General features: G+C 39.2%; 23 protein-coding genes. 11 read left to right on the plus strand and 12 right to left on the minus strand.

Features of this window, described 5'->3' with window-relative positions:
- Nucleotides 1–67: 67 nt before the first annotated feature.
- From JG479_RS16215 to JG479_RS16230, 4 genes are all read right to left on the minus strand, one after another.
- Nucleotides 68–856 (minus strand): PhzF family phenazine biosynthesis protein, encoded by a 789-nt coding sequence (locus JG479_RS16215; RefSeq protein WP_200219660.1) that lies wholly within the window; start codon nucleotides 854–856, stop codon nucleotides 68–70.
- A gap of 19 nt (nucleotides 857–875) precedes the next feature.
- The gene (locus tag JG479_RS16220) at nucleotides 876–1,349 is read right to left on the minus strand and encodes a pilin (protein WP_200219661.1); all 474 of its coding nucleotides are present in this window, start codon (nucleotides 1,347–1,349) and stop codon (nucleotides 876–878) included.
- The gene (locus tag JG479_RS16225) at nucleotides 1,346–2,170 is read right to left on the minus strand and encodes a hypothetical protein (RefSeq protein ID WP_200219662.1); all 825 of its coding nucleotides are present in this window, start codon (nucleotides 2,168–2,170) and stop codon (nucleotides 1,346–1,348) included. Before JG479_RS16225 ends, JG479_RS16220 begins: the two co-directional genes overlap by 4 nt.
- Nucleotides 2,171–2,240: 70 nt before the next feature.
- A complete protein-coding gene (locus JG479_RS16230) occupies nucleotides 2,241–2,855 on the minus strand; it encodes a PQ-loop repeat-containing protein (RefSeq protein WP_200220346.1) in 615 nt (204 codons plus the stop codon).
- Between the two features lie 289 nt (nucleotides 2,856–3,144).
- Between JG479_RS16230 and JG479_RS16235 the strand changes: the two genes are divergently transcribed.
- Both JG479_RS16235 and JG479_RS16240 read left to right on the plus strand, forming a co-directional pair.
- Entirely contained in the window at nucleotides 3,145–4,278 is a 1,134-nt protein-coding gene (locus JG479_RS16235) for a PepSY-associated TM helix domain-containing protein (RefSeq protein WP_200219663.1), read from the plus strand.
- 49 nt (nucleotides 4,279–4,327) lie between these two features.
- Nucleotides 4,328–5,485, plus strand: a complete 1,158-nt coding sequence (locus JG479_RS16240) for a tetratricopeptide repeat protein (protein WP_200219664.1) — start codon at nucleotides 4,328–4,330, stop codon at nucleotides 5,483–5,485.
- Nucleotides 5,486–5,501: 16 nt separating this feature from the next.
- Here the strand turns inward: JG479_RS16240 and JG479_RS16245 are convergent, their stop codons facing one another.
- The 4 genes from JG479_RS16245 to JG479_RS16260 form a co-directional block, all read right to left on the minus strand.
- Nucleotides 5,502–8,318, minus strand: a complete 2,817-nt coding sequence (locus JG479_RS16245) for a TolB family protein (RefSeq protein WP_200219665.1) — start codon at nucleotides 8,316–8,318, stop codon at nucleotides 5,502–5,504.
- 122 nt (nucleotides 8,319–8,440) lie between these two features.
- Nucleotides 8,441–9,988, minus strand: a complete 1,548-nt coding sequence (locus JG479_RS16250; RefSeq protein WP_200219666.1) for a PH domain-containing protein — start codon at nucleotides 9,986–9,988, stop codon at nucleotides 8,441–8,443.
- On the minus strand, nucleotides 9,981–10,514 hold the full coding sequence (locus JG479_RS16255) for a PH domain-containing protein (RefSeq protein ID WP_033021154.1): 534 nt from the start codon (nucleotides 10,512–10,514) through the stop codon (nucleotides 9,981–9,983). The genes JG479_RS16250 and JG479_RS16255 overlap by 8 nt, the downstream gene beginning before the upstream one ends.
- A 28-nt stretch (nucleotides 10,515–10,542) precedes the next feature.
- A complete protein-coding gene (locus JG479_RS16260; RefSeq protein ID WP_200219667.1) occupies nucleotides 10,543–11,391 on the minus strand; it encodes a D-hexose-6-phosphate mutarotase in 849 nt (282 codons plus the stop codon).
- Between the two features lie 427 nt (nucleotides 11,392–11,818).
- Here JG479_RS16260 and JG479_RS16265 point away from each other — a divergent pair, with 427 nt between their 5' ends.
- The 9 genes from JG479_RS16265 to JG479_RS16305 all read left to right on the plus strand — a co-directional run bounded on the left by JG479_RS16265 (nucleotide 11,819) and on the right by JG479_RS16305 (nucleotide 22,572).
- Complete coding sequence (locus JG479_RS16265) at nucleotides 11,819–12,301, plus strand: MarR family winged helix-turn-helix transcriptional regulator (protein ID WP_002960189.1); 483 nt, start codon at nucleotides 11,819–11,821, stop codon at nucleotides 12,299–12,301.
- Between the two features lie 100 nt (nucleotides 12,302–12,401).
- On the plus strand, nucleotides 12,402–13,724 hold the full coding sequence (locus tag JG479_RS16270; protein WP_002960190.1) for a hypothetical protein: 1,323 nt from the start codon (nucleotides 12,402–12,404) through the stop codon (nucleotides 13,722–13,724).
- Between the two features lie 128 nt (nucleotides 13,725–13,852).
- Nucleotides 13,853–14,248, plus strand: coding sequence for a YbaN family protein (locus tag JG479_RS16275; RefSeq protein ID WP_002960192.1), 396 nt, complete (start codon nucleotides 13,853–13,855; stop codon nucleotides 14,246–14,248).
- Nucleotides 14,249–14,372: 124 nt separating this feature from the next.
- Nucleotides 14,373–15,005: a PepSY-associated TM helix domain-containing protein gene (locus JG479_RS16280; RefSeq protein WP_039486959.1), complete on the plus strand. Its 633-nt coding sequence runs from the start codon at nucleotides 14,373–14,375 to the stop codon at nucleotides 15,003–15,005.
- Nucleotides 15,005–15,514 carry a DUF2271 domain-containing protein gene (locus JG479_RS16285; protein ID WP_024596098.1) on the plus strand — a complete coding sequence of 170 codons (510 nt, stop codon included), beginning with the start codon at nucleotides 15,005–15,007 and terminating at the stop codon, nucleotides 15,512–15,514. Before JG479_RS16280 ends, JG479_RS16285 begins: the two co-directional genes overlap by 1 nt.
- Before the next feature lie 34 nt (nucleotides 15,515–15,548).
- The gene (locus JG479_RS16290) at nucleotides 15,549–16,394 is read left to right on the plus strand and encodes a DUF4198 domain-containing protein (RefSeq protein ID WP_002960196.1); all 846 of its coding nucleotides are present in this window, start codon (nucleotides 15,549–15,551) and stop codon (nucleotides 16,392–16,394) included.
- A gap of 268 nt (nucleotides 16,395–16,662) precedes the next feature.
- A complete protein-coding gene (locus tag JG479_RS16295; protein WP_200219668.1) occupies nucleotides 16,663–19,194 on the plus strand; it encodes a TonB-dependent receptor plug domain-containing protein in 2,532 nt (843 codons plus the stop codon).
- Nucleotides 19,195–19,400: 206 nt separating this feature from the next.
- Complete coding sequence (locus JG479_RS16300; RefSeq protein WP_200219669.1) at nucleotides 19,401–20,294, plus strand: hypothetical protein; 894 nt, start codon at nucleotides 19,401–19,403, stop codon at nucleotides 20,292–20,294.
- A 388-nt stretch (nucleotides 20,295–20,682) separates the two neighbouring features.
- The gene (locus JG479_RS16305; protein WP_002960200.1) at nucleotides 20,683–22,572 is read left to right on the plus strand and encodes a monovalent cation:proton antiporter-2 (CPA2) family protein; all 1,890 of its coding nucleotides are present in this window, start codon (nucleotides 20,683–20,685) and stop codon (nucleotides 22,570–22,572) included.
- A gap of 99 nt (nucleotides 22,573–22,671) precedes the next feature.
- On the opposite strand, the gene JG479_RS16310 is transcribed toward JG479_RS16305, so the two are convergent.
- The 4 genes from JG479_RS16310 to JG479_RS16325 all read right to left on the minus strand — a co-directional run bounded on the left by JG479_RS16310 (nucleotide 22,672) and on the right by JG479_RS16325 (nucleotide 25,151).
- Nucleotides 22,672–23,055, minus strand: coding sequence for a hypothetical protein (locus JG479_RS16310; RefSeq protein WP_002960201.1), 384 nt, complete (start codon nucleotides 23,053–23,055; stop codon nucleotides 22,672–22,674).
- Between the two features lie 2 nt (nucleotides 23,056–23,057).
- Nucleotides 23,058–23,579 (minus strand): YcxB family protein, encoded by a 522-nt coding sequence (locus JG479_RS16315; RefSeq protein WP_200219670.1) that lies wholly within the window; start codon nucleotides 23,577–23,579, stop codon nucleotides 23,058–23,060.
- A 130-nt stretch (nucleotides 23,580–23,709) separates the two neighbouring features.
- Nucleotides 23,710–24,144, minus strand: a complete 435-nt coding sequence (locus tag JG479_RS16320) for a hypothetical protein (protein ID WP_002960203.1) — start codon at nucleotides 24,142–24,144, stop codon at nucleotides 23,710–23,712.
- A 293-nt stretch (nucleotides 24,145–24,437) separates the two neighbouring features.
- The gene (locus JG479_RS16325; RefSeq protein ID WP_200219671.1) at nucleotides 24,438–25,151 is read right to left on the minus strand and encodes a hypothetical protein; all 714 of its coding nucleotides are present in this window, start codon (nucleotides 25,149–25,151) and stop codon (nucleotides 24,438–24,440) included.
- Nucleotides 25,152–25,215 lie beyond the last annotated feature (64 nt).

Below are 25,215 nucleotides of genomic sequence, written 5' to 3' on the forward strand. Positions count from 1 at the left end.
CACCTCTACTAATTGAGTAAACCAAGGCCACGATTTACGTGGCCTTTTTTATAACTTAATTCACAGTTCAAATATAAATAGTGCCTTTTAAATACCTTACAGCATGCCCAGTCAAAGTGACGGTTGTATCATCCACTTTGCAAATTAAATGCCCGCCTCTGCTTGAAGCCTGATAAGCACTTAACGTAGTTTTACCCAATTGCTGCGCCCAGTAAGGTGCCAAGCCAGTATGAATTGAGCCCGTTACATAATCTTCGTCGCCACCGCTTGCAGGCCAAAAATAACGAGATATAAAATCGTAATCATCACTAGGTGCTGTAGCCACTACATCTAGTGGATAAAGCATTTTTAAAAGCTCTGAGTTAGTTTTTAATTCAAGTATTTGATCGGCATTTTCATAAATAGCAAAGTAAGCTTGGCGATTTTTAAGCACTTTGCTCGGTTGTATAGACAGGCCATCAAGCAATGACTGCGGTACATTTTGTACCTCAATAGGTGCTTGTTTAGGAAAGGTCATTGCAAAGCTGCCATCAGCGTTTTTATTAACGATTAGCTCGCCTACGGCATCAGCAATAAAGTGAATTTGCGATATATTATGCTCTTCACATAAAACATAAGCTGCAGCAAGTGTGGCGTGACCACAAAAGTCGATTTCCATCAAAGGCGAAAACCAACGAATAACAAAACTTCCATCGTCTTGCAGGCAGGTAAAAGCAGTTTCAGATACGTTATTCTCAGCACCAATTTTTAGCATTAAATCGTCACTTAGCCACGATTTCAATGGGATCACTGCCGCATAGTTACCTTTAAATAACTCATTCGTAAACGCATCAATTTGATGAATAGTTAATTGCATTTTAATTCCCCAAACTATTTTATATACACGCTGAAGGTAAAATTTCTTTTGGTACTGTTGTTTTATTTTCGCCAACCGCTTGCATGCCAGTTACCGGCTCGTCAAACCCACATAACCACGCAATTGGGCTTGTAGGGCTTCCCGTTACAACAGCCGGTCTGAATGTTAAAACTGTATTTTTCAAAAGCTGTGAAGCTTTATTACCCAAGCTAATATGAATAGCACCATTATCAACTGTAATACCCGTTACCCGATTGCCAATCAAAAATTTACTTGCAGGCACACCTGCTTGTTCATTACTTGCTGGAAAACGCCTGTTTTCAACATAATAAACCGTAACGTCTTCTCTAATGGCAGCAGCCATTGCAAGTGGGTCAACAAGTTCTGCTCGCTGTATATACTTACTGTATTGAGGTAGCGCAACCGCAGCTAAAATACCAATAATAGACACCACCACCATCAACTCTATTAACGTAAATCCTTTTGTTCTCATAGCACTTCTCCTAGCATAAATAGTGGTTGATAAGCCGCTTTCACAAATAAGCAAATAGACACAACAATGACCAAACCATAAACAATAACGAGCTTACTTATAAAGCTTTTAATATGTGTATTAAGTAACTTTAGCTGCTGCTTTAATAACGCTTTAAATTCTTCTTGGGTTTCTAAACCTAGCAGCTCGCATTGAGCTAAGTGCTGGGTTTGAGGTGTAGAGGCTTTAACACCCTTTTTATGATTACTTGGAAATAATAGCGTGGTAATTAAAGAGTTATGCTCATTAATTAATTGACGAGGAGTAAGAAATTTAAATAAACCCGAAAAAGGCTTTAGCTCTGTGAGAGCACTTACATTTTTTAGCTTTAAAATAACGGTAAAAATAACACTCAGCAATAAAACGAGTAAAATAATTGGCACATACCAGTACGTAAAATAATCATCAAATACATGATTTAAAGAAATAGTATGCTTGCTATATATCTCTACAAAAGTAGGCACAACAAAAGACTGATACAACAAAGAGGATAAAACATAAATAACAAATACAATGGTTAAGTAACTAAGCCAGCCCTTGTGCTCAAACTTAAATTCGTTAACTAATTCCGGTAAACATTGATAATACGCAGCTTGCTTTTGCGATGTTGCTTCATCTTGAGATGCAATTTGCATCACCAGATTATGCGCTAATTTACTATGCGACCCGCTATTGGCATACATATTTAAATGGGACTGTGTACTTAGCTCATCTTTTTGCTCTGCACTTAGTGTTTTAGAGCTATTAACACGGCAAATATAGCCAAACTGATTCCAATTCATACTTTATCCTTTTGTTAGATAAAGTAATTTGCCATAAATTAGGCTAAATAGGAACTTAAGTAGCTTGTTTTTAAGCCATTACAGGTCGCATTCTATAGTATTGCATACAACCAAATTGCACAGCATTGGTAAGCAATAGCATAATAAACATAAGTAAGTGCGCCGTGCTTGGAGCAACTGTTGTAAGCTCAACAACTAAGCCGCAAATACCAGCAATAAACTGCAAGCTAAAGTAGCGCGCGCTTAAATTACTCACATTACCCGTACGCAATGTTTTATAAGTTTGCGGCATAACACGTACCGAACTCATCACAAGGCCAACATACGTTAAAGCGCTTAATACCGTTGCAGTATCAAGGCTTGAATTTAAAAGCAGTGAAAAAGGCAGTAACGAAAAACCTAGCATAGTAACCAGCTGTACACGTTCTCGTTTAGCTGCGTTGAAACGTGCAAAAAAATATAAAATAAGCCCGCTTAACGCACCGGTTACAATAAATGGTAACGCAATATAATAGCGCTCAAAGAAAACATTGTAGGTTATAAAATAAAGGCTTTGTGCTAATCCAAATGTCATCATTAATAGTGACAAACCAGAGACACTACGATTTTTTCGAATTTTGTTTAGTAATGGTAAAAAACTAAAAACCAAAATAAATGAAGACAATATAGGCAAATAATGCGCCAAAGCAACCTCGCTCGTTACATAAATGTTAATTAAAAACAGAAATAAAAACATTTAATAAACATCTGTTTTAAAAGGCTTTTACTATGAGCGCGGCATTGTAGAGCCGCGTAAATTTAACTCAACTAAATAAGATATTCTTATTTTAGGTACTGGCAAGCTAGGTATACAAAAACCGTAGAATTAAGTTCACGGTTTACCTATTTAAGGGGAAACCTACTCACAAACTACCAAATGAAAATGATAGTTGTTATCATGCGCAAGTCATTAGCTGCCATATATAAAACTATCTATGAGAAAAACTCTTTTTAAAATTCACAGTTGGATCGCTCTTATAGCTCTCATTCCCTTGATTGTTATTAGTATTACAGGAAGCGTATTAGTTTTTAAAAGTGAAATAGATGGCTTACTTATGCCAAGCAGTCACTATGTTGTAAAAGCACTGCCAGAGCGCATGCCAATCGACAAATTAATCGCAAAAACAGAGCTTGCTTACCCTGAGTATGTAGTAGGTAGTTGGGAGATATTTAACGATGATACTGCTGATCGGGTTTACTTAGTTAAACGCGGGACAGAGCAATGGTATAAGTTTCATTTAAACCAGTATACGGGTGACATTTTGTCAGAGCCTGTTGGTACCAGCCATTATTTTACTGATTGGTTTTTAGAACTGCATTACACCTTTTTACTTAACGACTTTAAAAACCTGCCAGGGCAAACAGGTACAGTACTAGGCTTCTTTTTTGCTCTGTTTTTATTGGTATTAGGTATTACAGGACTTATTATTTATCGTAATTTTTGGCAGCGTCTATTTAGTGTGCGCTGGCGTGCAACACTGCAAATTGTACTTAGCGACATTCATAAAATGACGGGGGTGATAGGGTCGCCCATCATTATTATTTTAGCTATCACAGGTGGCTACTTTAACTGGGCGGTGTGGTATCACGAAGTTATTGAACACGCTGAGGAAGAGCACTTTGTACTAACCAAAAACTTGCACAGTAGCGATATTTCGTTTCAACACATACTCGATGACAGTAAAAAGCAAATACCCACTTTTAATGGTACGTTTTTAGTTATGCCACTCGAGCCTGACGAAAATATCACCTTATTCGGCGAAGTCGATACAAATAACCCACTTGCGAGCGAATATGCCAATACGGTTAGCTACGATAAGCAAACAGGCGAACATTTAACTAACTGGGATATTCGCGAAGTTGGCGTTGGCTGGCAAGTAATTGATAGTTTTAGAAAACTTCATTTTGGCTACTTTGCAGGGCTAATAAGTAAAATACTGTGGTGCGTAATTGGTTTAAGCCCAGTGTGGCTAGCATGTACTGGTTTTTACTTGTGGTTTACCCGCCGTAAACGTAAAAAGCAATCACAAAAAAATCGCTCAAGTAAACGCAGCACAGCAAGTGCTTGATTAAAAACCCACCACATTGTAATGTAAAATTTAACAATGGAGTGGGTTTATGATGTTTTATAAAATAGCAGTCTGTATTACTTTTTTATATTTAGTTGGATGTAACACAACCAAGGTTCAGCAAGTAGAACAAATAGAGCTTGAACAACTGTTAAACCATTCTTTGTTTAATAAACTCGACACTCCTTCTGAGTACAGCATTTTCGAGCTGCCAAATGCTGAAAAAGAAACGTTTTTAGCTTACGCCGAAAAACAAAAACAGTCTGAAATCCGTCATGACCGCATTATTTACAACTACCTCGAAAGCAACTTAGCTAACTTTAAATACCACGGCGATACACTTACTTCAGCCCAAGCCTTAAAACTTTCGCAAGGCAACTGTATTAGCTTAGCTGTTTTAACACAAAGCTATGCACAAGCTCTCGGATTAGAAACGAGCTTTCAAGAAGTAACAAGTCAGCCTGTATACGCAAAAGAAAATAATGTTGTTTATGTAGCAAGCCACTTTAGAACAAGAGTATACGCCCCAAAAGTAGATAAAAAAGATGATAATATTGTTGAATTTTTCAGAGCGGGCACCTTAATCGACTACTTTCCTACCCGTCGCAGCTTTTATTCAAGCAGTGCAGATTATAACGATTTAGTTTCTAAGTTTTACAGTAATTTAGCTGCAACAGCGCTAGCAGACAAACAGCTGGATATTGCTTACTCACTTATTCTACAAGCAAACAAATACACTCCCAATGATCCTGAATTATTTAATATAGCGGGCATTTTGCATCGTCGGGCTGGTGATTTACAAAGCGCTAAAAACATCTATCAAACAGCACTTAGTAATAATGAAATAAGCATTAATTTAATCAGCAACTATCAGCTTTTAGCTAAAAAATTAGGCGACAAAGAGCTTGTTAAAGAGCTCACCTCACAATTAGTTAATAAAGAAAAAGACCCATATGAATTACTAGTAATCGCTAAAAACAACTTACAAGCTGGCCATGCTCATCAGGCTAAAGCACACCTTGAGCAAGCTATTACTAAAGCGCCTTACATTGCTGAGTTATACTTGGAACTCGCAAAAGTTCGCTATCAACAAGGTAATATTAAACAAACACAAACCTTGCTTGAGAAAGCTATCGAACTAGAACGTGATAACCAAAAAATCGATGTATATCAAGCTAAGTTACTATCCTTGCAGATGGATAAGTAACTTAGCCAATTAGTATTTATAGCGAATAATAAAAGCTCAGCCACGCTCGCATTTCATCCTCAAAACTGTCGCCTTCTACTCGCGACAGCCCCATATTAAATGTTAAGTCATTTATACCAGCAGGCCCCATTCCAAAACTAAAATCACCTTGGTGTTTTATTCCGTAACTTTGTGCATATACGGTGCCGTCGAGTTGATGTTGCTTATAATAAAGCCACGGCATGCCCTCTTTAAAGCTAAAGCCGCCACCGTAACTTTGATAGCGCTTTGCAGTTGCGCTATAAAAAGGCAGCTCAGATGAAAGTACATATTCACTATTTTGCTGCTGATTAATAAGATTTGAGCTAAAGCCACCTAATGCAAGGCTATTGTCATCACGTTGTTTTTGAGAAAAGTTTGCATAAAGAGGAATACCAAACGCTTTACCAAAAATTTTGGCGGCTAAATCGTAACCTTGCCAACTATTATTTTTACTACTGCCATCGTACCAACTCGCATAAAGGCTTTGGCCTATTACAAAGTCTTGACGATCATATTGCCAATTTTGGGCAACGCCTAAACGCGTCCAATTTTTATGGCTTTGTTTATAATCAGTGTAATTGTAGGCAAGCTCTGGCGTTAAACTTAGCTGCCCAAATTTAACAGGGTAACTTATTGCAGCAAAACCACCACGAGCATCCACATCTGCATTTAGGCTTTGTTGATACTGCCGCGATGTATTTAAATTATAGTCAAACAGTGCAAGTTTCAGTTTTACATCAAGCGCATTATATTTTGCCTGCACATAACCACCGTGCAGTGCTCCATCGTGTAAATCAGTGCTATATCCTGCTTGCAAGTCGAGCTGTTTTAATAAATCGCTACTTTTAATGCTTAAATCTAACAAACTGGTAGAAGCCGAATAATACTGCGTTCCTAGTGCAAAAGTAGCGTGCTGTTCGAGCACGTTGTAATTTGTTTGCTGCGTTGTTTGCTGCATATATATTTTAGCTTTTGGAAGCGTATGTTCGTTTACAATGAGCTGCGGTGCTTTTTTATTAGCCGAAAATTCAGTAACTACAGTGCTGTTTATAGCTTTTGGCAATGTTTTTACATTTGGCCCATCTGCGGTTATCGAAAAATAGAGTAACGAGCCATCAGCCATTTCAATCGGGTGGGCAACGGCTTCCTGCCCCTGAGTTAACTTGCTGAGTGTTTTACTCTCTATGTTGTAGTTATAAATATCAGTAGCGCTATTTAAGCCTGCAACAAAGTAAAGTGACTCGCCATTATGGCTAAAGCTAGGCTGACTTAAATATTGATACCCGTTTGGCATAGGTGCTAATTGCTGCTTATTACCACCTACATCTTGTATATACAATTGCCAGTTTTCATTTAATGACGTTGATAAATAAGCTAATTTAGTTTCATCAGGACTGAGTATTGGGTAATCGTAAGTTGTCTCAAGGCTTTTTGTAAATAATGGTGTGATGGCCTGCGTATTGAGATCAACCTTTACTAATTCAGAGTAGCCATCTCTTATTTGCTCGCCATACAAGGTTTCACCGTTACTGGTTACGCTAAATCGTCGTATACCAGCAAGTTCAGTAAGCTGTGTAATATTTCCAGTGTCAGTGTTATAGCTAAATATGTCAGACACTTTGTTATAAATACCCGACTCTTCATTGCTGTACGCATTAAAATACAACGTTGTATTATTTACCCATTGCGGGTTTGCAATACCAGCTCGGTTAATTTGATTAAGCACTTGTTTTTGTTCGCGCTTAAATACACTTGGCGCTGTATCGGGGATGTCTTGTGCATCGTTTTCGAGTAGCTCTTTTTGCGCTTTAGTAAACTCTTCTTGCGCTTTAATGTTGTCATCCGTGCTATAAATTATAAGCTTGGTATTACTCTCTTTATCTCGCTCAACAATCGCAATTTTACTACCATCTTTTGAAAGTACTGGGTTACTTGCATATAAGTTAAGTTCAAGCCAAAGTTCACTATTAAGTAACAGCTCTCCTTGCTCTATTTGCATTGCTTTATAGGTATATTCAGCTATAAATCGGCGATATAGCTTGGCTGCACTTTGCCCAAACACACCGCTAAATGCCTCATCAAAATCACGCGTTTTTACGCCTTGCATTCGCGTCCAAACACTATCGAGTGTTTGTTCTGAATAATTTTGCTCTAACCAATTTAAAAAGCGACTACCCATTAAATACGCCATTGAGCCGCCCATAAAGCCCTGCTCGCCATTTAATTGCCCATAGGTTGGCAAAGCACCTTGCTGAGCAAATTCTCGCAGTATTGACTCTGAGTAGTTATCAAATAAACGCCCACGGCCCGTCATTTTAGACTCAATCAATGTGGCATAACCTTCGGCTACCCAGCGCGGTGTATCACTGTAAGTTAAGTCGTATAAATCCCATATGCCACGTACTTTTTGCTGCCAGTCATTGCGTGTAGGCTGTGCTAAGTGCACTAAGTGAATATATTCATGCAGTACAAGTAACTGCTGCCAGCCAGCGCTGTTTGATATAACGGTGTCGGATTGTGGTGGGGTTGTAAAAAGTGCCATTACAGGATTATTTGAGGTAGGTAGCGCAAAGCCATTTGCCGCATTTAGGGGATCAAACACCACTACATCAACTGTTTTATCAAGTGCTCTGTTTTGCTGCTCAAGCACTTTGGTGCGTACTATTTCAAGCTCTGTTGCAGTTGATTTAGCAAAATCAGCATGCTCAACACTGTAGTGAATGTTGAAATTTTCGGTATGAATAGTTTGCCAATCGGCTGCAAAGCTCGGTGCTGCTAGTAATAAAGCCGATGCGATAAGTGTTTTTTTCATGAGCGTCCCTAAAAGAATTCCTTAATACCATCTAGGGTATTATTAAATGTCTTTCATGGGCAGTAAGAAAGTGTAATAAAGCATGTGCAAATGTGTATTTACACATGTTTTATTAGGGGAGTTTACATCCAGCTGCGAGTATCTGACTCAATCTGCTTAATTGTAAAATCAATAATAAAGTCAGCATCTTGCTGCTTTATGTAGGGCATAAATACAAAGCCTGAAGCAAGTTGTATATACAGGCTTTTTAAGCCTGACTTTCTCATTAAGTACGTACTTATACTGCGTGCACTTTGCGCTTTATAAAGCTCAAAAACACGGTAATGAACGCCAATCATACCTTTGCGTACAACCATATAAAATCGGCCACTATCCTCATGCATGTAATAACCATAACGCTGATACGATAAAGTTACCAAGCCAGAAAACACCACCAAAACACCAAGGCTTATCAAAGTATTAATATCAGCAATAAAACAAAAGCCAAACACTAATGCACTGGGTAGCAATGAATAAAAGCCTAAATTTTTATACAAAAGCGCTCGTTCTGCGCGCTTAAAAGCGAGTTTTTTACTATTAAACCACGGGTAAATCCATTGGCATACACTATCAACTTGTTCGCTATTTAATACAGGTAATACTAACGTTTGTTTATTTTTTTTAGCCGCCACACCGGCTGCTATTCCGCCGCTACTTGCTTGTAAACACTCAACGGTAAATCGCTTTAGTAATCGCCCCATTAGGTTTTGCTTAATAACAATAGATTGTACTTTATCCATACTCATAGAAAGCTGATGGCGCTCTAACAAGCCAGCAATACGTTTAAACTTTTGACCTTTAAAATAAAGCTCAAAGTTATAAAAACGAATAAGCGACATAGTCACCGATAGCATCACAGCGACCAAAACTAGCAAAACAATTAAGGTGATCATCGCAAAAGCAGCAGCACTTGCCAGCATACCAAGCTCTTGTTGGTAAAAGCCTTCTACTTTCGCAATAATTTGCTTCTCTAAAAAATCAACAATTAGGTTTATAAAAGGGGCCAAAGCAGCCATTGCAAAAATGGCCATATTCGACATTAAACCAAATTTGGCTATTTCTTTATTGCTAATGCTTAGGCTGTTTTCGATAGTGTCTGTTTCGCTTTGTTCAGTATTTGGTGTTTCTTGCTGTTGCTGCGCTTTAAAATCAAATATTTGTTTCCGCATTTGCTGTGCATAATCTTTAGTGACACCAGGTAAAACAACTTCTTGCGACACACTACCAGCTGCATCAAAAATACAATTAACTAAGTTTACGGGGGTAAAATAAAACGGCTCGGCAATATTAACGTTTTGCACACGGCCAAATTTAAGCGTAAGTCGCTCTTTTTTAAATACACCTTTGTTAAGCAATATTTCGTTGTCGCTACTAATACTAAACTTAAAATTTAAATAATATAAAAATGAGTAAACAAGTAGCAAAATTAGTGCAATACCGCCTGCAACCTGCGCCCAAAACAATTTATTTTCTACTTGAGTAACAAATACGACTAGCATGGGCAGTAAGTTTAAAAGGCCATCTTTTACAAAGCGCACACTAAAGTGCACAACAAAATATAAAAGTGCCCAGGGCGATACTTTTTGCCAGTAAATAGGGCTGGCTTTATCTTCGATAGTTGTATTACTCATCTACTAAAGCTGCCTGAGTAGTTGCGTCGTCTTGGCGGTAGTTTTGTACAAATTGGCGCATGTTTTTACAATCATCATGGGTTAGCCCGCTAATTTGTAAATCGGCACTTACACCGCCAGCGCTAAATAATTTAATGCTCGCAAGGCTAAGTTTTCGCTCTATTGGCCCTTGGTGTATTTCCATATGCTGTACACGCGCTAAAGGTAATACCGTTACTTGTTGCCAAATAACGCCTTTTTTAAAAGCAATGTCATGATCTCGCACTGCAAAACCTCGCAACCTCACACTTATTATGTTGTACGCCATAGATACGGCCACCAAAATTGGCATACCAATTAGCAAATATGTTTGTGCGTTATTAGCAAAGGCTTCATTAAAATAACAAACAGCAATAAGTGCTCCAATTAGCGGTATATAAAACAGAAGCGAGCTAAGCTGTGTATGTAATAAGGCTTTATCAGCCAATGGCTTAAAGCTAATATCACTATGCTTTGGTAAATCCATTATTTGTTGATTGTTAAACACTATTTGTCCCTATTCCTGCTTTAATTACTTACCAACTAATGGTGGTTATTAAGGTGTGGCTTTGTTTTGGCTCAAGCGTTACTTTATCTATCAGTACATTAGCAGCCTCTAAGCAGAGCATTGTTTTATACTCATCGTCAGCAAAATTAGATAAGCGTTTTGATTTTTCTATCCATGGATTCCACAGCACACACGAACTTGAGTTTTCGCGGCTCACATTAATAACACCTTCTGGCGTATTAATGCTTTGTATTGTACTTGCTTGTGTATAAACCATGTCGGTTTCGCGATTAAAGCTTACAACATCATTTTGTACAAATGGCCCTTCACTAAACTCAATATATTGCGCGCCTTGTAAACCATCTACATGGGTATTTGTAATGTCTGATGTAGGAAAATAGGTATGCAGCGCTTGAGTAAAGCTAAATGGCACACTCCCTAAATTAGTGGTAGTTAAGCGAACCTGTAATTTATCGCTTAATACAAACTCAACTTTTAATGCTGACTGATGTGGCCAATACGTTGTATTAACAAGTTTCATGGGGAGCTTTAAACTAACTGTAATTTGCTCATCAGATTCGTGTACTTCATCAGCTTGCCACACACTTGTGCGCGCAAAACCATGGGCAGGCCAGCCATCATTAGCGTGTGTGCCAAACCACGGCCAACAAATAGGAATACCACCTCGAATACTTGCCCCTTCTTGATAAGTTTCGTCTTGTGATACCCATATAAGTGGCTTGTTATTTTTAGGGATAAACTCGGTAATTTGCCCACCTTGCAAAAATATTTTTGCGTCGCACTTTTCACTAGCTATTTTAATAAACTCAAGACCGGTTTCGCTTTGCTCAATGCTAACTGATGGCGATAATTTCATACCTTCCCCTATAATACTGATACTAAAGATTTTTAATGTTTGTGCAGAAACAATAATGCATGCTTAAAGTATACGCTATTGATATTAAATATTGATTGCTGAATTTGTTCATTGCCGATTAATACATATACAGTAAACTCACAAACAATTACTTTGTACTAACAGCTGTAAATGAATAATACTAAAGTCTATACAATAAGACTTGCCAATTATTCACAACATACGTACTGTGCGCAACTTAATGCACACAAGATGCTAAGAAAATTTACTATAATTTAAACAATATAATTTTACATTAGTTACTGCTCTAACTATTAAAAACCAATAAAAGCGGGCTAAAGTACAATATATTATTTGAATTCAATTTATTTGATGTGTAACATTTCGCGATTACGGCAAACTACCGCCCCATCGACGAGATAAGCAAATGCAAAAATATGACGAGTTATTGGTTTCTTTACGTAAAGTTATCCGCGCGATTGACTTACATTCTAAGCAGCTAAATAAAACTTCGGGTTTAACTGGCCCACAATTGCTTATAATGCAAGAAGTGCAAAAAACCGATGGAATAACGGCGAGCCGTATTGCTCAAAATGTAAATTTAAGCCCAGCAACGGTCACCAATATTCTCGACAGAATAGAAAGCAGAAACTTAGTAACACGCGTACGCAGTCAAATGGATAAACGCAGAGTGAGCTTATACCTCACCGATAAAGGAAAAGAGTTACTTGATAAAGCACCTCAGCCATTGCAAGAACACTTTATTGAAAAGTTTTCTGCACTTGCTGAATGGGAACAGAGCCTTTTACTCTCATCAATGCAGCGTGTAGCCGCAATGATGGATGCAGATAAATTAGATGCATCGCCCCTTCTAGAAGTTGGTGCGCTTACTCAAGCTCCTAAAGAATAAATAATAAAAAAAATACATAGTTTTTGTACTTACCCTAAACGTAAGGCGTTTTTTTACGTCTTGAATTTTTTATTTTTTAATCAAAATCTGAGCGGCAATTATGACTAAACTCTCAAAATTAACACTAGCACTAGTTCTAGGTGGTGTTACAAGTACTTCTTATGCGTCTGATGATCTAGACACGTTACAAAGCCAACTTAAGCAGTTAAAGCAACAAATGCAACTGCTTGAAAATAAGTTAGCTGATGAAAAAACAAAACAGCAAAAAATTAATGAGCAACACAAGCAAGAAGTTGCAAAAATTAGTAAAAAAGCTGATAACAAAGAAGTTGTTGTTGCTGCCGCCGAATCTGAGAAAAAAGACGAAGGCGTTAAAATTGGTGGCGCAGTGCGTTTTAATTACAGCACTAATTCATACGATGAAGACACTCAAGATCGTAGCGGCGATTTAGATTTCGAAGTATTTCGCATTAACTTATCTGGCGAAATAAACGATATTTCTGTTAATGGTGATTTTCGCTTTTACGATTACATGACCATTGTTAAGTATGCATACTTAGGTTACGAATTTACTGATGGCTGGGAAGCACAAGCTGGTATTGCACCTGTCCCTTTTGGTAATGGCCCATACAACTCACACAGCTATTTTTTTAGTACTAACTACTATGTTGGCCTAGAAGACGACTTTGATTTGGGTGTAACAGTAAACCGTAAACTAAAAGACAACTGGAAACTAGACCTAGGCTTTTTCAAAAATGATGAAGTAGGCGGCGTTGATGGCAGCTCTGAAGTTAACGAGCGTTACTCTTTTGATATAGTTGGTAGCCGTGCAACAACCGAAGGCACATACGATGCACCTGGCTCTCGCCTTGGTGAATACAACACATTTGCAGCTCGTACGGTGTACCAAATTGAGCATGGCGAAAACGCTAAAACCGATGTGGGTGTATCACTATTAAGCGGTGGCTTACATGATGGTAACGACCGTGCAGGTAACTACGGCGCATGGGCGTTCCACGTAAACAGCCAAATTAATAACTGGAATATTCAATTTCAGCACGGTGAGTACGACTACGATCTAGACGACAACAGCAACCGCTTTGTTGTAGGTGCGTTTGACTACTACGACACCGTATCAAGCGAAGCTACCATGACTAACTTTAACGTAGCTTACGACCTATCGGTTGATTTAGGCCCTATAACAGGCGTACAGTTTTACAACGATTACGGCATCATTTATGACAAATCTGACGACAGTGCAGATACATGGATGAACGTAACAGGTATGAGCGTATCAGCAGGCCCGTTATTTACGTACTTTGACTTTATTCAAGCACGTAACCAGCCATTTATTGGCGGAACAATTATTGGTGATGGCGATACAGAGCGTCGCTTTAACATCAACGTGGGTTACTACTTCTAGATAAGTAAAACCTATTTTATAAATTTAAAAGGGCAAACTTAGTTTGCCCTTTTTTATGTTTTTACACTTCGATTTTATAACTATTTGGCCTACAATCCAAAGTATCAGCCATAACTCAAAGAGCCTAAGTGAATATAAAAGCAGTGTTTATTTGTTATAAAAACTTATGGTTTAAAGCACTTGGCTTAATACTTGTAGCCTTGGGCATTATTGGCATTGTGCTGCCGGTCATGCCTACCACTATATTTTTTATTTTAGCGCTCACCTGCTTTACTCGCTCATCACCCGCGCTTGAACAATGGCTGTTAAACCACCCTCGTTACGGTGTAACTTTGCAGCAATGGCAAGCCCATAAAGTAGTGCCTGTAAAAGCCAAATGCTACGCCGCCATTGGCATGTTAATTGGATTTACATTTTTACTGTATTCAGCCGCCCCTATTTGGGTTATTTATCTCGTTGCAGTAATAGAAGTATTGGTAATGATTTACCTTATTTTAAGACCTTCCAGCCCTCCTAAGCATTAAATATTCATTTTTTACCTGCTTACCGCCTTTGTTTTAAAGTTTTTATGTAAAGATAAGTAAGTAAATTTGTAATAGCTAATGCAAATCATTATCATGTTGTAAATTTAATTTATTTACTGTTTTTATGTCGTTTATTAACAAGCGGGCTTTGTATAGCACAAGCCGTGCTCTACATATTTATATTTCTACAGCTTTGTTTTTTTTGCTTATTTTATTTTGCGTTAGCGGCATTGTGCTCAACCATATTGATTGGCTTAAAAACGATAAAAATAACGGTCAAGTAACTGCAATAATTCCAGCAGAGCTAGTTACCAAAGCCAATGAGCAGCTAAATACGCTGCCAACGCTTTACCCTGAAATAGAAGCTTACCTAGCCGAGCAATATGCACTTACAAAAGTAAAAAGCATTGAGTGGGAAAAAGAAGACGCGCTTGTCATGCTCGACTACCCACTGCCTGCTGGGTTTGCCTACGCAGAGCTTGATTTTACAACTGGCGAACTAAATCTTGATTACCAAACAGGTGGCTTTTTAAGCCTCATTGGCGACTTACATAAAGGCCGCCACAGCGGTGAAGTATGGAGTTGGGTAATTGATATATCTGCCGTACTAATGATTTTATTTGCCATCACCGGCATGATTATTTTGTTTCAAAATAGAAAAAAACGCTTAGCAGGAATATGGATAACCGTACTAGGAGTGGCAACTCCACTGGTTATTTATTTATGTTGGGTTCCACAAATAAAAGGAGTGTCTTAATGGTTAAATTTAAATTATTTATAAGCGCCGCATTACTGCTCGTAGCTGCGTTTTTTCAAACAACGGCGCATGCAAAAACACCACAGCTAGAGGTTGAATTAACGCTTCCTGACTTAGAAGTACAACCGTATCACCGCCCATACGTTGCAGTTTGGCTTGAAACACCAGAGCGCAAACACGTCACAACGCTTGCACTTTGGGTGCAAAAAGCAGAATGGTTTAAAGACTTACGCCAATGGTGGCGTAAAGCCGGTAAAAGCGATGCCAACTTTGACGGCATTAGCGGCGCAACAAAACGCGCAGGTACTTACACCATAAATTGGCAAGGTAATGATTTAGACGGTAACCCAGTAAAACCAGGTAAATACTTACTAAATATTGAAGTTGTACGCGAAGAAGGGGGCAGAGACTACACCCGCGTTGAGCTCGATTTAACTAAATCAGGCAAACTAACAATTGATGGTAAAAACGAGTTTTCTAAAAGCTTCGTCACTGTAAGCACTAAGTAGCTGCTACTTAATCATTTGAATTTAAGGAAATACAATGAAAATTAATTTATTAAAAACGGCATTAATCGGCGCATTGAGCTTATCTGCTTTAGTGTCAACTTCAGCAAGTGCACACGGACGTTGGTTACTACCTTCGCATACATCTTTATCAGGCGATAAAGCGCATTACGTAATGATTGACGCTAGTATCTCTAACGAAATGTTTGCACCAGACAAAGCCTTTAAACCTAAAGAAAAAGGCGCCGAGTACGACGACACATTATTAATGGCACTTGCGCCTAATGGTGAGCCAGTAAGCGACACCATTCGTGCTTATTACTTAAAGCGTAAAAGCTCAGCTGCGGTAAGCTTAACAGAGCAAGGCACTTACCACATTGCAATGACCCAAAAGCCAATGTACATGACCTTCTATAAAAACGAAGAAGGTAAGCGCAAGCGTGTATTTGGTAAAAAAACAGAAGCCGAGTTACCTAGCAATGCAAAAGATGTAACGACAACGAAGGTTGTTTCAACAGTAGATACATTTGTAAGCCGAAATGGCACCTCAAAACCTGCACAGCTAGGTTTAGGCTTAGAGCTTAGCGGTCCAACGCATCCAAACGATTTATTTGTAGGTGAACAAGCACGTTTTCAGTTACTACAAGATGGTAAATCTGCTGGTGAAGGCGTTGAAGTAAGTATTTTAAAAGGCGACACACGCTACCGTAACGAGCGTGGCGAAGTAAAAGTAACGACCGATAAAGACGGTATGTTTACAATTACGTGGAAAGAGCCAGGCCTATACCTAATCGAAACCTCTAACAAGGTTACCGTAAATGAAGAAGGCGTAGATGCAGGACGTTATGCATTATTTACAACGCTTGAAGTTGCCCCTGAATAATTTAAATTACTAAATTTAAAAAATTGAAAGGCCAAGCATTTGCTTGGCCTTTTTACGTCTTACTAACTTTTATCTAAAATCCCCTTGAATTCGCAACCATTCGACACAAGATTGCAACTACAACGATCCAAACGCCTATATCGCGCGTAAACAGTGACCTTATATGTTAACAACTTAGAATATCTTAGATAGTTTTTATCTTTGCACTAGGGTAGTCGCTTCTATATGATGCGCTCCTTTTCGACTAGCAGCTCTTGGGGAACAATTAATGACTTTTAAGCGTTTATCTGCAAATAAACTAGCACTTAGCTTGGCCGTTACCACTGCACTTAGCACACCTTACTCTATGGCCGTTGCCGCAGAGCAAGATAATCAAGCAGAAAAGAATATCGAAGTGATTTCGGTTACCGGTACTCGCCGTAGCTTACGCAGCATTGCCGAAAGCTCAGTACCTGTAGATATTATTACCAGCGGTGATATGCAAAGTACGGGTCAGCTAGAAATAAGCCAAATACTAGCAAACCAAGTACCTAGCTTTAACTACCCAAGTGCCACTATGGGTGATGGTACTGACCATGCAAAACCAGCTGTTTTACGTGGATTAGCACCCGATCACACACTAGTGCTTATAAACGGTAAGCGCCGCCATGCCGGTGCGCTATTAAACTTAGCAGGTGTTGTTGGTCGAGGCTCTACCGCTGTTGATTTGAACATGATCCCAACCTCTGCAATTAAACGTGTTGAAGTACTACGTGATGGCGCAGCCGCACAGTACGGTTCTGATGCAATTGCTGGGGTAATTAACATTGTACTTAAAGATGCCTCAGAAGGCGGTAGCGTTAGCGTAACGTACGGTAAATACGATACTCAAATGGCTGGCGTACCTCAGCTAGAAAGCACCTATGCAGATGCTAACGGCGACTTAGCGTTTAATACCGGTGGCGACAGAGAAGTAAACGACGGTGCAACACGCACTGTTAGTGCAAACTCTGGTTTTGCGTTATCTGATAACGGCTTTGTAAACGTATCAATTGAATACCGTGATAACGACTCAACACAGCGCTCAGGCTTTGACCCACGCGAACAATACAGCCGCCTTGATGATGGCAGCCTAGACCCACGCGAATTTACTATCGATCGTTACAATCACCGTTTTGGTAAAGCAGACCTTGAAGATTACGCGTTGTTTTACAACATGGGTTACGATTTAGATAACGGCTTAAACCTTTATTCATTTGGTAGCTACTCAAAGCGTGAAGGTAATTCAGGTGGTTTTTACCGCCGAGCAAAAGACAGCCGTAATGTTTTAGAAGTGTACCCAGATGGCTTTTTGCCGCAAATTGAAACAGACGTACAAGACTACTCATTTGCACTGGGCTTAAAAGGCGAAACTAACGACTGGACATGGGATGTAAGTACCAACTACGGCCGCAACGACTTTGGTTTCGGTGTTGTAAATAGTATTAACACATCACTAGGTGCCGAAAGCCCAACCGAATTTGACAACGGTGCACTGGTTTACGATCAGTTTTTAGTAAACGCAACGGCCAATACCACACTCGATTTAGGCTTACCTGATGACGTATTTTTTACCGTAGGTACTGAATACCGTCACGAAAGCTACAAAATAGAAGAAGGCGAAGAAGCGTCTTACATCACCGCACTTGATAGCGACGGCAACCCAATTGCAGCCGGTGGCGCGCAAGTACTTGCTGGTTTTGGACCAGAAAGTGCGACTGACGAAAGCCGTCATAACATCGCTTTATTTGTTGAGTTTGATACCTACTTAACAGAAAAATGGAACGTCGTTTTAGCGGGTCGTTATGAAGATTACAGCGACTTTGGCGACACATTTACTTCTAAGCTTGCTTCGCGTTACAGCATTACTGAAAACCTATCACTGCGCGGTGCAATTAGCACCGGTTTCCGTGCGCCATCTTTAGCGCAAAGCTCGTACCGCCAAATATCAACCGTACTTGAAAACAACCAACCATTTGAAGTTGGTTTATTCCCAACTGATTCTGCAGCAGCGCAAGCGCTAGGTGCCCAGCCATTAGATGCTGAAGAGTCAGTAAACGTTACTGCGGGCTTTATGTACACGCAAGGGAGCTTTAGCTTAACCGTTGATGCATACCGTATTGATATTGATGACCGTATTGTATTGTCTGAAAACCTAGAGGGCGATGCCGTAGTAGAAATACTACAAAATGCCGGTGAGCTAAACACCGAAAGCGTACGTTATTTTACCAACGCTATCGACTCACGTACGCAAGGTGTAGATATAGTTGCCACTTATAACTTAGATTTAGACAACTTAGGTGATTTACGTTTAAACGTAGCCGCTAACTTTAACGATACCGAAGTAACACACGTAAACGACAACCCAAGCGAACTTAACTCACTAGGTGACGACTACGTAGTATTTGCCCGTCGTGAAGTAGGTCGCTTTGAAGAAGGCACGCCAGATAGCAAATGGAACCTATCAGCAGTGTGGAACTTTAACGAATGGCAAACAACGCTTCGTGCCACACGTTATGGTGAAGTCGCTGATATATCAACTACAGCTGATCGCGATGAATACCTAGACCCTAAATGGATCACCGACCTAGAAGTGGCATACCGTCCAGACGAATATTGGAAATTTGCCGTTGGCGCAAACAACTTATTTGATCAATACCCACAAGCAACCGTGGATAACATTGGTTACTCTGACTTTGGTCAAATATTCCCGTACACACCGTATGCACCTTACGGATTAGACGGACGTTTCTTATACGGTAATATTACTTACAGCTTTTAATTAGTTTACTAATAAAAGCAGAGCAATTATAAAAGGATGCATCACGCATCCTTTTATATTAATAATTAGTTATTTTAACCACTTATTAGTATTTCAACTTTCATAAAAAACCACCACCCTATATAAAACAACAGCTTACATTTCGGCCTCATTTTTGCTCTATATTGTTTATATAAATACAAACAATAAATACCAAAGGACTAAACATGAGCTCATCAACTGTATCTAACATTACAAAACCACTTTCACTTATTGGCGGCATTTTATTATTAAGTGGCTGTGTATTTCATATATCGCCAAGCGTTGCCTCAGTAAAGCAAACTCAACAGCTATCACTGCCAAGCAATAATCTTGAATATTTAAATGTGTTAAGCGGCGCAGGTAGCCTTGAAATAAAAGGCTCAAAAACGGCCACCAGCATCAGTGTTGATGCCACTATTTACACAGCCGACATTGAAGACGAATACGAACTAACGCTGGAGCAAGACGGTAAACAAGCAAAGCTTGTTGCCCAAAATAAAAGTCGTAATGGTATTAGCTTTTACAGTGGCCAATCTCCAAGTATTAATTTAGTGGTTACTGTGCCAAGTAATCTAAATTTAGATATTGATGATGGCTCTGGCGACATTTTAATAAATGCTATGCAAAGCAATATTGATGTAAAAGACGGCTCGGGGAATTTAACGATAAGTGGGGCTAAAAACCTAACTGTTGACGATGGTTCAGGTGAAGTTAACTTTGAAAACATCGCAGGTAATTTAGAATTAACCGACGGCTCTGGCAGTATTCATATAAACAACGTAAGCGGCAATGCAACTATTGACGATGGTTCTGGCGAAATGCACGTCAGCAACATAACCGGTTCGCTAAACGTTGAAGATGGATCGGGTGATTTAGTGATAAGCCATATAAGCGGTGCTGTTAATGTAGATGATAACTCTGGCGACATGGTCATTGAGCATATTGGTTCAAACGTAACAATTGAAGACGGTTCGGGTGATATTCGCGTTAATCATGCAAAGGGGCTGAGCATTACTGAGTCGGGCTCGGGCGATGTAAGTATCGATAATATTAGCGGTTCAGTAAAAGTAGCTGACTAGGGCGTGCTGATCTTTGTGGATTGAAATTTGTTCAATCTAGGGGCGATTTAATCGCGGCGCGAGGTTTGTAACCTAGTGGGCTAAGTAAAAACCGAGCAACAAAGAGTTAATCGTCCCTAGAAAGAACCCAACGGGCAGCGCATGTTTGGTATTTATGCTGCGTTATCGCCTATTTATGGGGAATAACCACACTACATAGGCTCCGCCTTGCCTAAAAACCAAACATACTGCTGCAAATTAACCCACCAAAAAATCAACACGCCCTAACAGTATGAGCTAAAAATAACGTATTTTCAGCCACATGAATTATTGTATTTTATAAGAACCTAAGTCATTCTATTTATGCTCAAATACCTTGAGCATAAATAGAATGACTTAGGATAAACGCGTGTTAGAAATTGCTTTAATTTACTTAGCAGCAGCCATTGTAGCTGTCCCTATTGCTAAACGAGTCGGACTTGGCTCTGTGTTAGGTTATTTAATTGCCGGCATACTCATTGGCCCTTATGCGCTGGGTGTTGTGGGCGATCAAACCGATGTAATGCACTTCGCTGAATTTGGCGTAGTAATGATGCTGTTTTTAGTGGGCCTTGAACTACAACCTTCGCGTTTATGGACATTACGCCACTCTATTTTAGGGCTTGGCGGCTTACAGGTTGTGTTATCGGCAGCGGCTATATTTGCATTTTGTTATTGGTTTTTTGCCATGCATTGGCAAACCGCACTCGCCATTGGTTTAATGCTCGCACTCTCCTCTACCGCTATTGTACTGCAAAGCCTTGAAGAAAAAGGCTGGCTAAAGCAAGAAGCCGGACAAAACGCTTTTTCGGTATTGCTGTTTCAAGACATCGCAATTATTCCTATTTTAGCCCTATTGCCACTGCTTGCATTTGCCCCGCAAACTAGCACAAAAGAAATCAGCGATTCGATTATTGCAAGCTGGCCTGTATGGCAACAAGTATGTGTATCGGTTGCGGTTATTGCCGCTATTATTGCCGGCGGTAAATATGTATCAGCGCCGTTATTTAGATACATTGCCCAAACGCACATGCGTGAAATATTTACTATTTTTGCACTCTTTTTAGTGGTCGCTATCGCGCTGGTTATGCAAAGTATTGGTTTATCGCCTGCGCTGGGGACTTTTTTAGCGGGCGTTGTACTTGCCGAGAGTGAATTTAGACACGAATTAGAAGCCGATATAGAGCCCTTTAAAGGCTTACTTTTAGGATTGTTTTTTATAACGGTTGGCGCATCAATTAACTTTGAGCTGCTATTTAACGAGTTTAGTACCGTTATAGGCTTAGTGGTTTTACTCATAGTAGTTAAAGCCTGCATTTTATTTGCCCTTGCCGTTACCTTTAAAATTAACAGTAAACAGCAGTTATTATTTGCCCTAGCCCTTGCCCAAGGGGGTGAGTTTGCCTTTGTACTTTTAAGCGTAACCACCACCTTAAGTATTTTAACGCCCGAGCAAACCAGCCTTGTTACCTTAGTTGTAGCGGTATCAATGCTAATAGCGCCGTTACTACTTATGGTTTATGAGCAAATACAAAAACGCAGCAGCAGTGCTTTACCTGAGTTTGATAAGCCAGAGCAAATTAGCACCGCTAAGCACGTAATTATTGCGGGCTACGGACGTTTTGGTCAAATTATGGGGCGTTTACTGCACGCGCAAGGCTACGAAATTACCGTACTTGATCACAGCCCTAGCCAAATAGAATTACTACGCCGTTTTGGTAATACCGTATTTTATGGCGATGCCGCACGCCAAGAACTCCTTGAAGCCGCAGGCGCACACACCGCGCAAATGCTGGTAATTGCAATTGATAACCCCGATAAAACTATTGAGATAATTAAGCTCGCGCATAAAAACTACCCGCAACTTAAAATAGTTGCTCGCGCAATCGACCGCCGCCATGCGTATCAGTTACTTAATTTAAAAGTAGATGCGTTTAACCGCGAAACCGTCGACTCAGCTATTAACCTTGCCGTAGAAGCACTCGAGTTACTAGGTAACACTAAGCAAGATGCCGAGCGCGCCGGAAAGCTGTTTAGAGACCACGACCGCGCTGCAGTACTGCAACTTGCTGCATTATGGGGCGACGACGCTAGTTACGGAGTAGCCGTGCGCCAACGTATGGAAGATTTAAAACAAGTGCTGCAACAAGATAAACAAGCACAAAGCAATTTAAATACCTGCGACAGCGGCGATTGCGAAAACGGCTTAACAGAGCTCGCTGATAGACCTAAAAAGCCTGATGATCCTCATCTTGAGTAGCATCTAAAAACTGATATGTGCTATTAGCGTGAGTTAATAGCACTGTGAATAAGTGCCACAATCAAATAAGTTATCTGAAAGCATAGCTGTACTTTTTAGTTAGTGTTCAAAGCGCTTATATGTTCCACGCCAATCTGAGTGTTCAGGATATTTAATCTTATAAGCATTTATTTCAGCCTTAGAAGCGTACTGAAAATAGATAGAGAAATAGTCACTTATGTAGCTTTCGCCGTCACCCATTCTCCAAAATATATCGCTCGGATGATAATTTGGAAATTTAATCCAAGGCGGTTTTGGCGGAGTATGCTTTAACTTATTTTCATAACGCTCTTTAAGCATTTTATTCCAAGCAGCTCTATGCTCTAGATACTTGCCCCATTTTTCATCGGTAGTGTTAGCTGGTTTTTCACTTCCCATTGATGAAATAGGTATAAGCATTAAAATAAACACTAAGACGGTGTAAATATTTATAAAATGACGCATGACTAAATATGAGCTTTAAGAAATGCTTTTAGTTCTTCTTTTTCGGCTTCGTTTGTAAATGTACTAGCTGGGATTATTAAAGCCAATAACTTGTCTACAAATATATATAAATCGCCTTTATTTTCTTCCATTGCTTCAACGGCTTGCCATTTATAAAAGTAACTTCCAAGATGATTAGTCTCGCGAATGCCATCAGCTTGAAATTCAATTGTTTTATTGCCAATCATTACGCCATTTTCATTGGGGATTGATTGCTCTTTTAACTTATGATTATTGTATAAAAATACAATAATTAATATTAAAAATGGCACTGCTACAATTAACCCACTTGGCCAATGAAAGTCAGAAAGGCGAATAGACTCGACCTGAAAGATAGTCATAAAAACAACAGTTATTACAAACCAAACAATCACATTTTTTATAACTCCTGAGTCTTTTTTACCTTGAGGCGTACACAGCCTTTTTATTGCAAAATCAGCATAGTCGGTATAATTCTTTTTAGTAACAGTGATAGATTTGATCATAAAAAATGAATCCTAACTTTGTTTAAACATAGCGAACTACTTAAGCTATATAAATATAAGACCAAACAAAACCCGAACAAACTATTTCAAGCGCTTTGATCGACGTTTAAAAATAATTTAATAATTCGATCTATTTTAGTGGTGGTGGGGGCGCGATGATCATTTCTGGTTGATTTGCTCTGAGTAACTCTTTTAAATTTAGCTGTATTCTTTCACCACACATTACAATTCCTTTTTTGTCTTTTGTTGTTGAATAACCAAGTACTATATTTAATGAATCTAATCTCTCAGGATTAACTTGAAAAAATACCTTGTAATAACCTTCATAACTATTAGCTTCAGTAAAATTCAAGTCTGCTAATAAAGTATCTTTTATCACTACTGTAAATGACGTTAAATAATAGTCTTTAAATATCTCAGGTACGTAGACATCATAGCCAACAAAGTTACCTACGCTATAGTCTTCATTTATTTTTGCAAAAGAGGCTGATTGGCCTAGTTCATCATTGCCGCAGGCAAATAATAAGCTAGTCCATAAAAAACATATAACTAAAAGTACTCGCATTTAAGTTCCAATATAACAGCTTTGCTAATAAGTACTTTTTCAAGCGTCCCTATTGCGTGGACTTCTATTAGTATCAAATAGCGTAAGTTATTGCGAACTATAAATAATTAGCAGCAGGCGGTGCTTATTTATAAGATGAGGCGATTATTCGAAGTATTATTTAGGCGGAAGTATTTTAAATTCACTTTATTTTAGAGGACGGTTGATAGCTCAGCACAGCTTGCTGACTGAAGTATAAATTTACCCCCAACACAGCAAGCTCGTCCTACGCCACATTAAAACTCAACTAAAACCTAGTGGTGGTGCCCGCCTTGAATAGCCTCGCCCTGCTGGTTATAAAAACCTGTTGCGCTGTGCTCAATAAAACCAAGGTTTATCATTTTAGCTAAAAACGGGTCGTTTTCGTTATCGCCAATGTCGGCGTAATCGGTGGTTTGAAAGCGATCCCACTGTGCAAATTGAGCGGTAATTAATGGCTCATCAGTGCTTACATTATTAAGGCTAAGTAAGGTAGTTGTTTGGCTTTTTTTATTACTAATACTAAATGTTTTAACTAATTTTGAATGCGTATAAAAGGCAAGGTTAAAGTCGTTGCCATTTTCGCTCAGTGTATAGTTTTTTACTTCATCGCAGCCTGTGCCTTGTGTGCTTACTAGGGTCATTTTTTCGATTAGGTGGTTATCCACCAGCTGACTTTTAGCACTCCAATTTTGTACACCACGTACTTCAGATGGTTGGTATTCAATGCCGCGTTGCTGGGCATTAAAGTAACGTATTGGGCGTATTTGATTATTAGCTAAGTGCTGCCAAAGCTCGGTTATTACTTCACTTTGATGCGCTACTTGCTGATTGTTTCGCCAAAGGGTAAGTGACTCGCTACTTTGCTGCGCTTTATGGCTGTTGGTAATTTTATAATCGGCTTTTAAATGCTTGGCATCAATATCACATTGCGAGGCAAAGCTACTTGTACTTACAAGCGTGGCAATTATTAATAACGCTTTTTTCATTTAGCTATCTCTTATTTATATTTCAAGTTTATGGCAATAACATAACGATTATAAATGTCAGTTT

This window comes from Pseudoalteromonas sp. LC2018020214 (genome assembly GCF_016598755.1).
GTDB lineage: Bacteria > Pseudomonadota > Gammaproteobacteria > Enterobacterales > Alteromonadaceae > Pseudoalteromonas > Pseudoalteromonas distincta.

Excerpts from the sequence above, each read along its gene's own strand:
- JG479_RS16215 (WP_200219660.1), bottom strand. The coding sequence starts at position 856 with ATGCAATTAACTATTCATCAAATTGATGCGTTTACGAATGAGTTATTT.
- JG479_RS16220 (WP_200219661.1), bottom strand. The coding sequence starts at position 1,349 with ATGAGAACAAAAGGATTTACGTTAATAGAGTTGATGGTGGTGGTGTCT.
- JG479_RS16225 (WP_200219662.1), bottom strand. The coding sequence starts at position 2,170 with ATGAATTGGAATCAGTTTGGCTATATTTGCCGTGTTAATAGCTCTAAA.
- JG479_RS16235 (WP_200219663.1), top strand. The coding sequence starts at position 3,145 with ATGAGAAAAACTCTTTTTAAAATTCACAGTTGGATCGCTCTTATAGCT.
- JG479_RS16240 (WP_200219664.1), top strand. The coding sequence starts at position 4,328 with ATGATGTTTTATAAAATAGCAGTCTGTATTACTTTTTTATATTTAGTT.
- JG479_RS16245 (WP_200219665.1), bottom strand. The coding sequence starts at position 8,318 with ATGAAAAAAACACTTATCGCATCGGCTTTATTACTAGCAGCACCGAGC.
- JG479_RS16250 (WP_200219666.1), bottom strand. The coding sequence starts at position 9,988 with ATGAGTAATACAACTATCGAAGATAAAGCCAGCCCTATTTACTGGCAA.
- JG479_RS16260 (WP_200219667.1), bottom strand. The coding sequence starts at position 11,391 with ATGAAATTATCGCCATCAGTTAGCATTGAGCAAAGCGAAACCGGTCTT.
- JG479_RS16265 (WP_002960189.1), top strand. The coding sequence starts at position 11,819 with ATGCAAAAATATGACGAGTTATTGGTTTCTTTACGTAAAGTTATCCGC.
- JG479_RS16270 (WP_002960190.1), top strand. The coding sequence starts at position 12,402 with ATGACTAAACTCTCAAAATTAACACTAGCACTAGTTCTAGGTGGTGTT.
- JG479_RS16280 (WP_039486959.1), top strand. The coding sequence starts at position 14,373 with ATGTCGTTTATTAACAAGCGGGCTTTGTATAGCACAAGCCGTGCTCTA.
- JG479_RS16285 (WP_024596098.1), top strand. The coding sequence starts at position 15,005 with ATGGTTAAATTTAAATTATTTATAAGCGCCGCATTACTGCTCGTAGCT.
- JG479_RS16290 (WP_002960196.1), top strand. The coding sequence starts at position 15,549 with ATGAAAATTAATTTATTAAAAACGGCATTAATCGGCGCATTGAGCTTA.
- JG479_RS16295 (WP_200219668.1), top strand. The coding sequence starts at position 16,663 with ATGACTTTTAAGCGTTTATCTGCAAATAAACTAGCACTTAGCTTGGCC.
- JG479_RS16300 (WP_200219669.1), top strand. The coding sequence starts at position 19,401 with ATGAGCTCATCAACTGTATCTAACATTACAAAACCACTTTCACTTATT.
- JG479_RS16310 (WP_002960201.1), bottom strand. The coding sequence starts at position 23,055 with ATGCGTCATTTTATAAATATTTACACCGTCTTAGTGTTTATTTTAATG.
- JG479_RS16315 (WP_200219670.1), bottom strand. The coding sequence starts at position 23,579 with ATGATCAAATCTATCACTGTTACTAAAAAGAATTATACCGACTATGCT.
- JG479_RS16320 (WP_002960203.1), bottom strand. The coding sequence starts at position 24,144 with ATGCGAGTACTTTTAGTTATATGTTTTTTATGGACTAGCTTATTATTT.
- JG479_RS16325 (WP_200219671.1), bottom strand. The coding sequence starts at position 25,151 with ATGAAAAAAGCGTTATTAATAATTGCCACGCTTGTAAGTACAAGTAGC.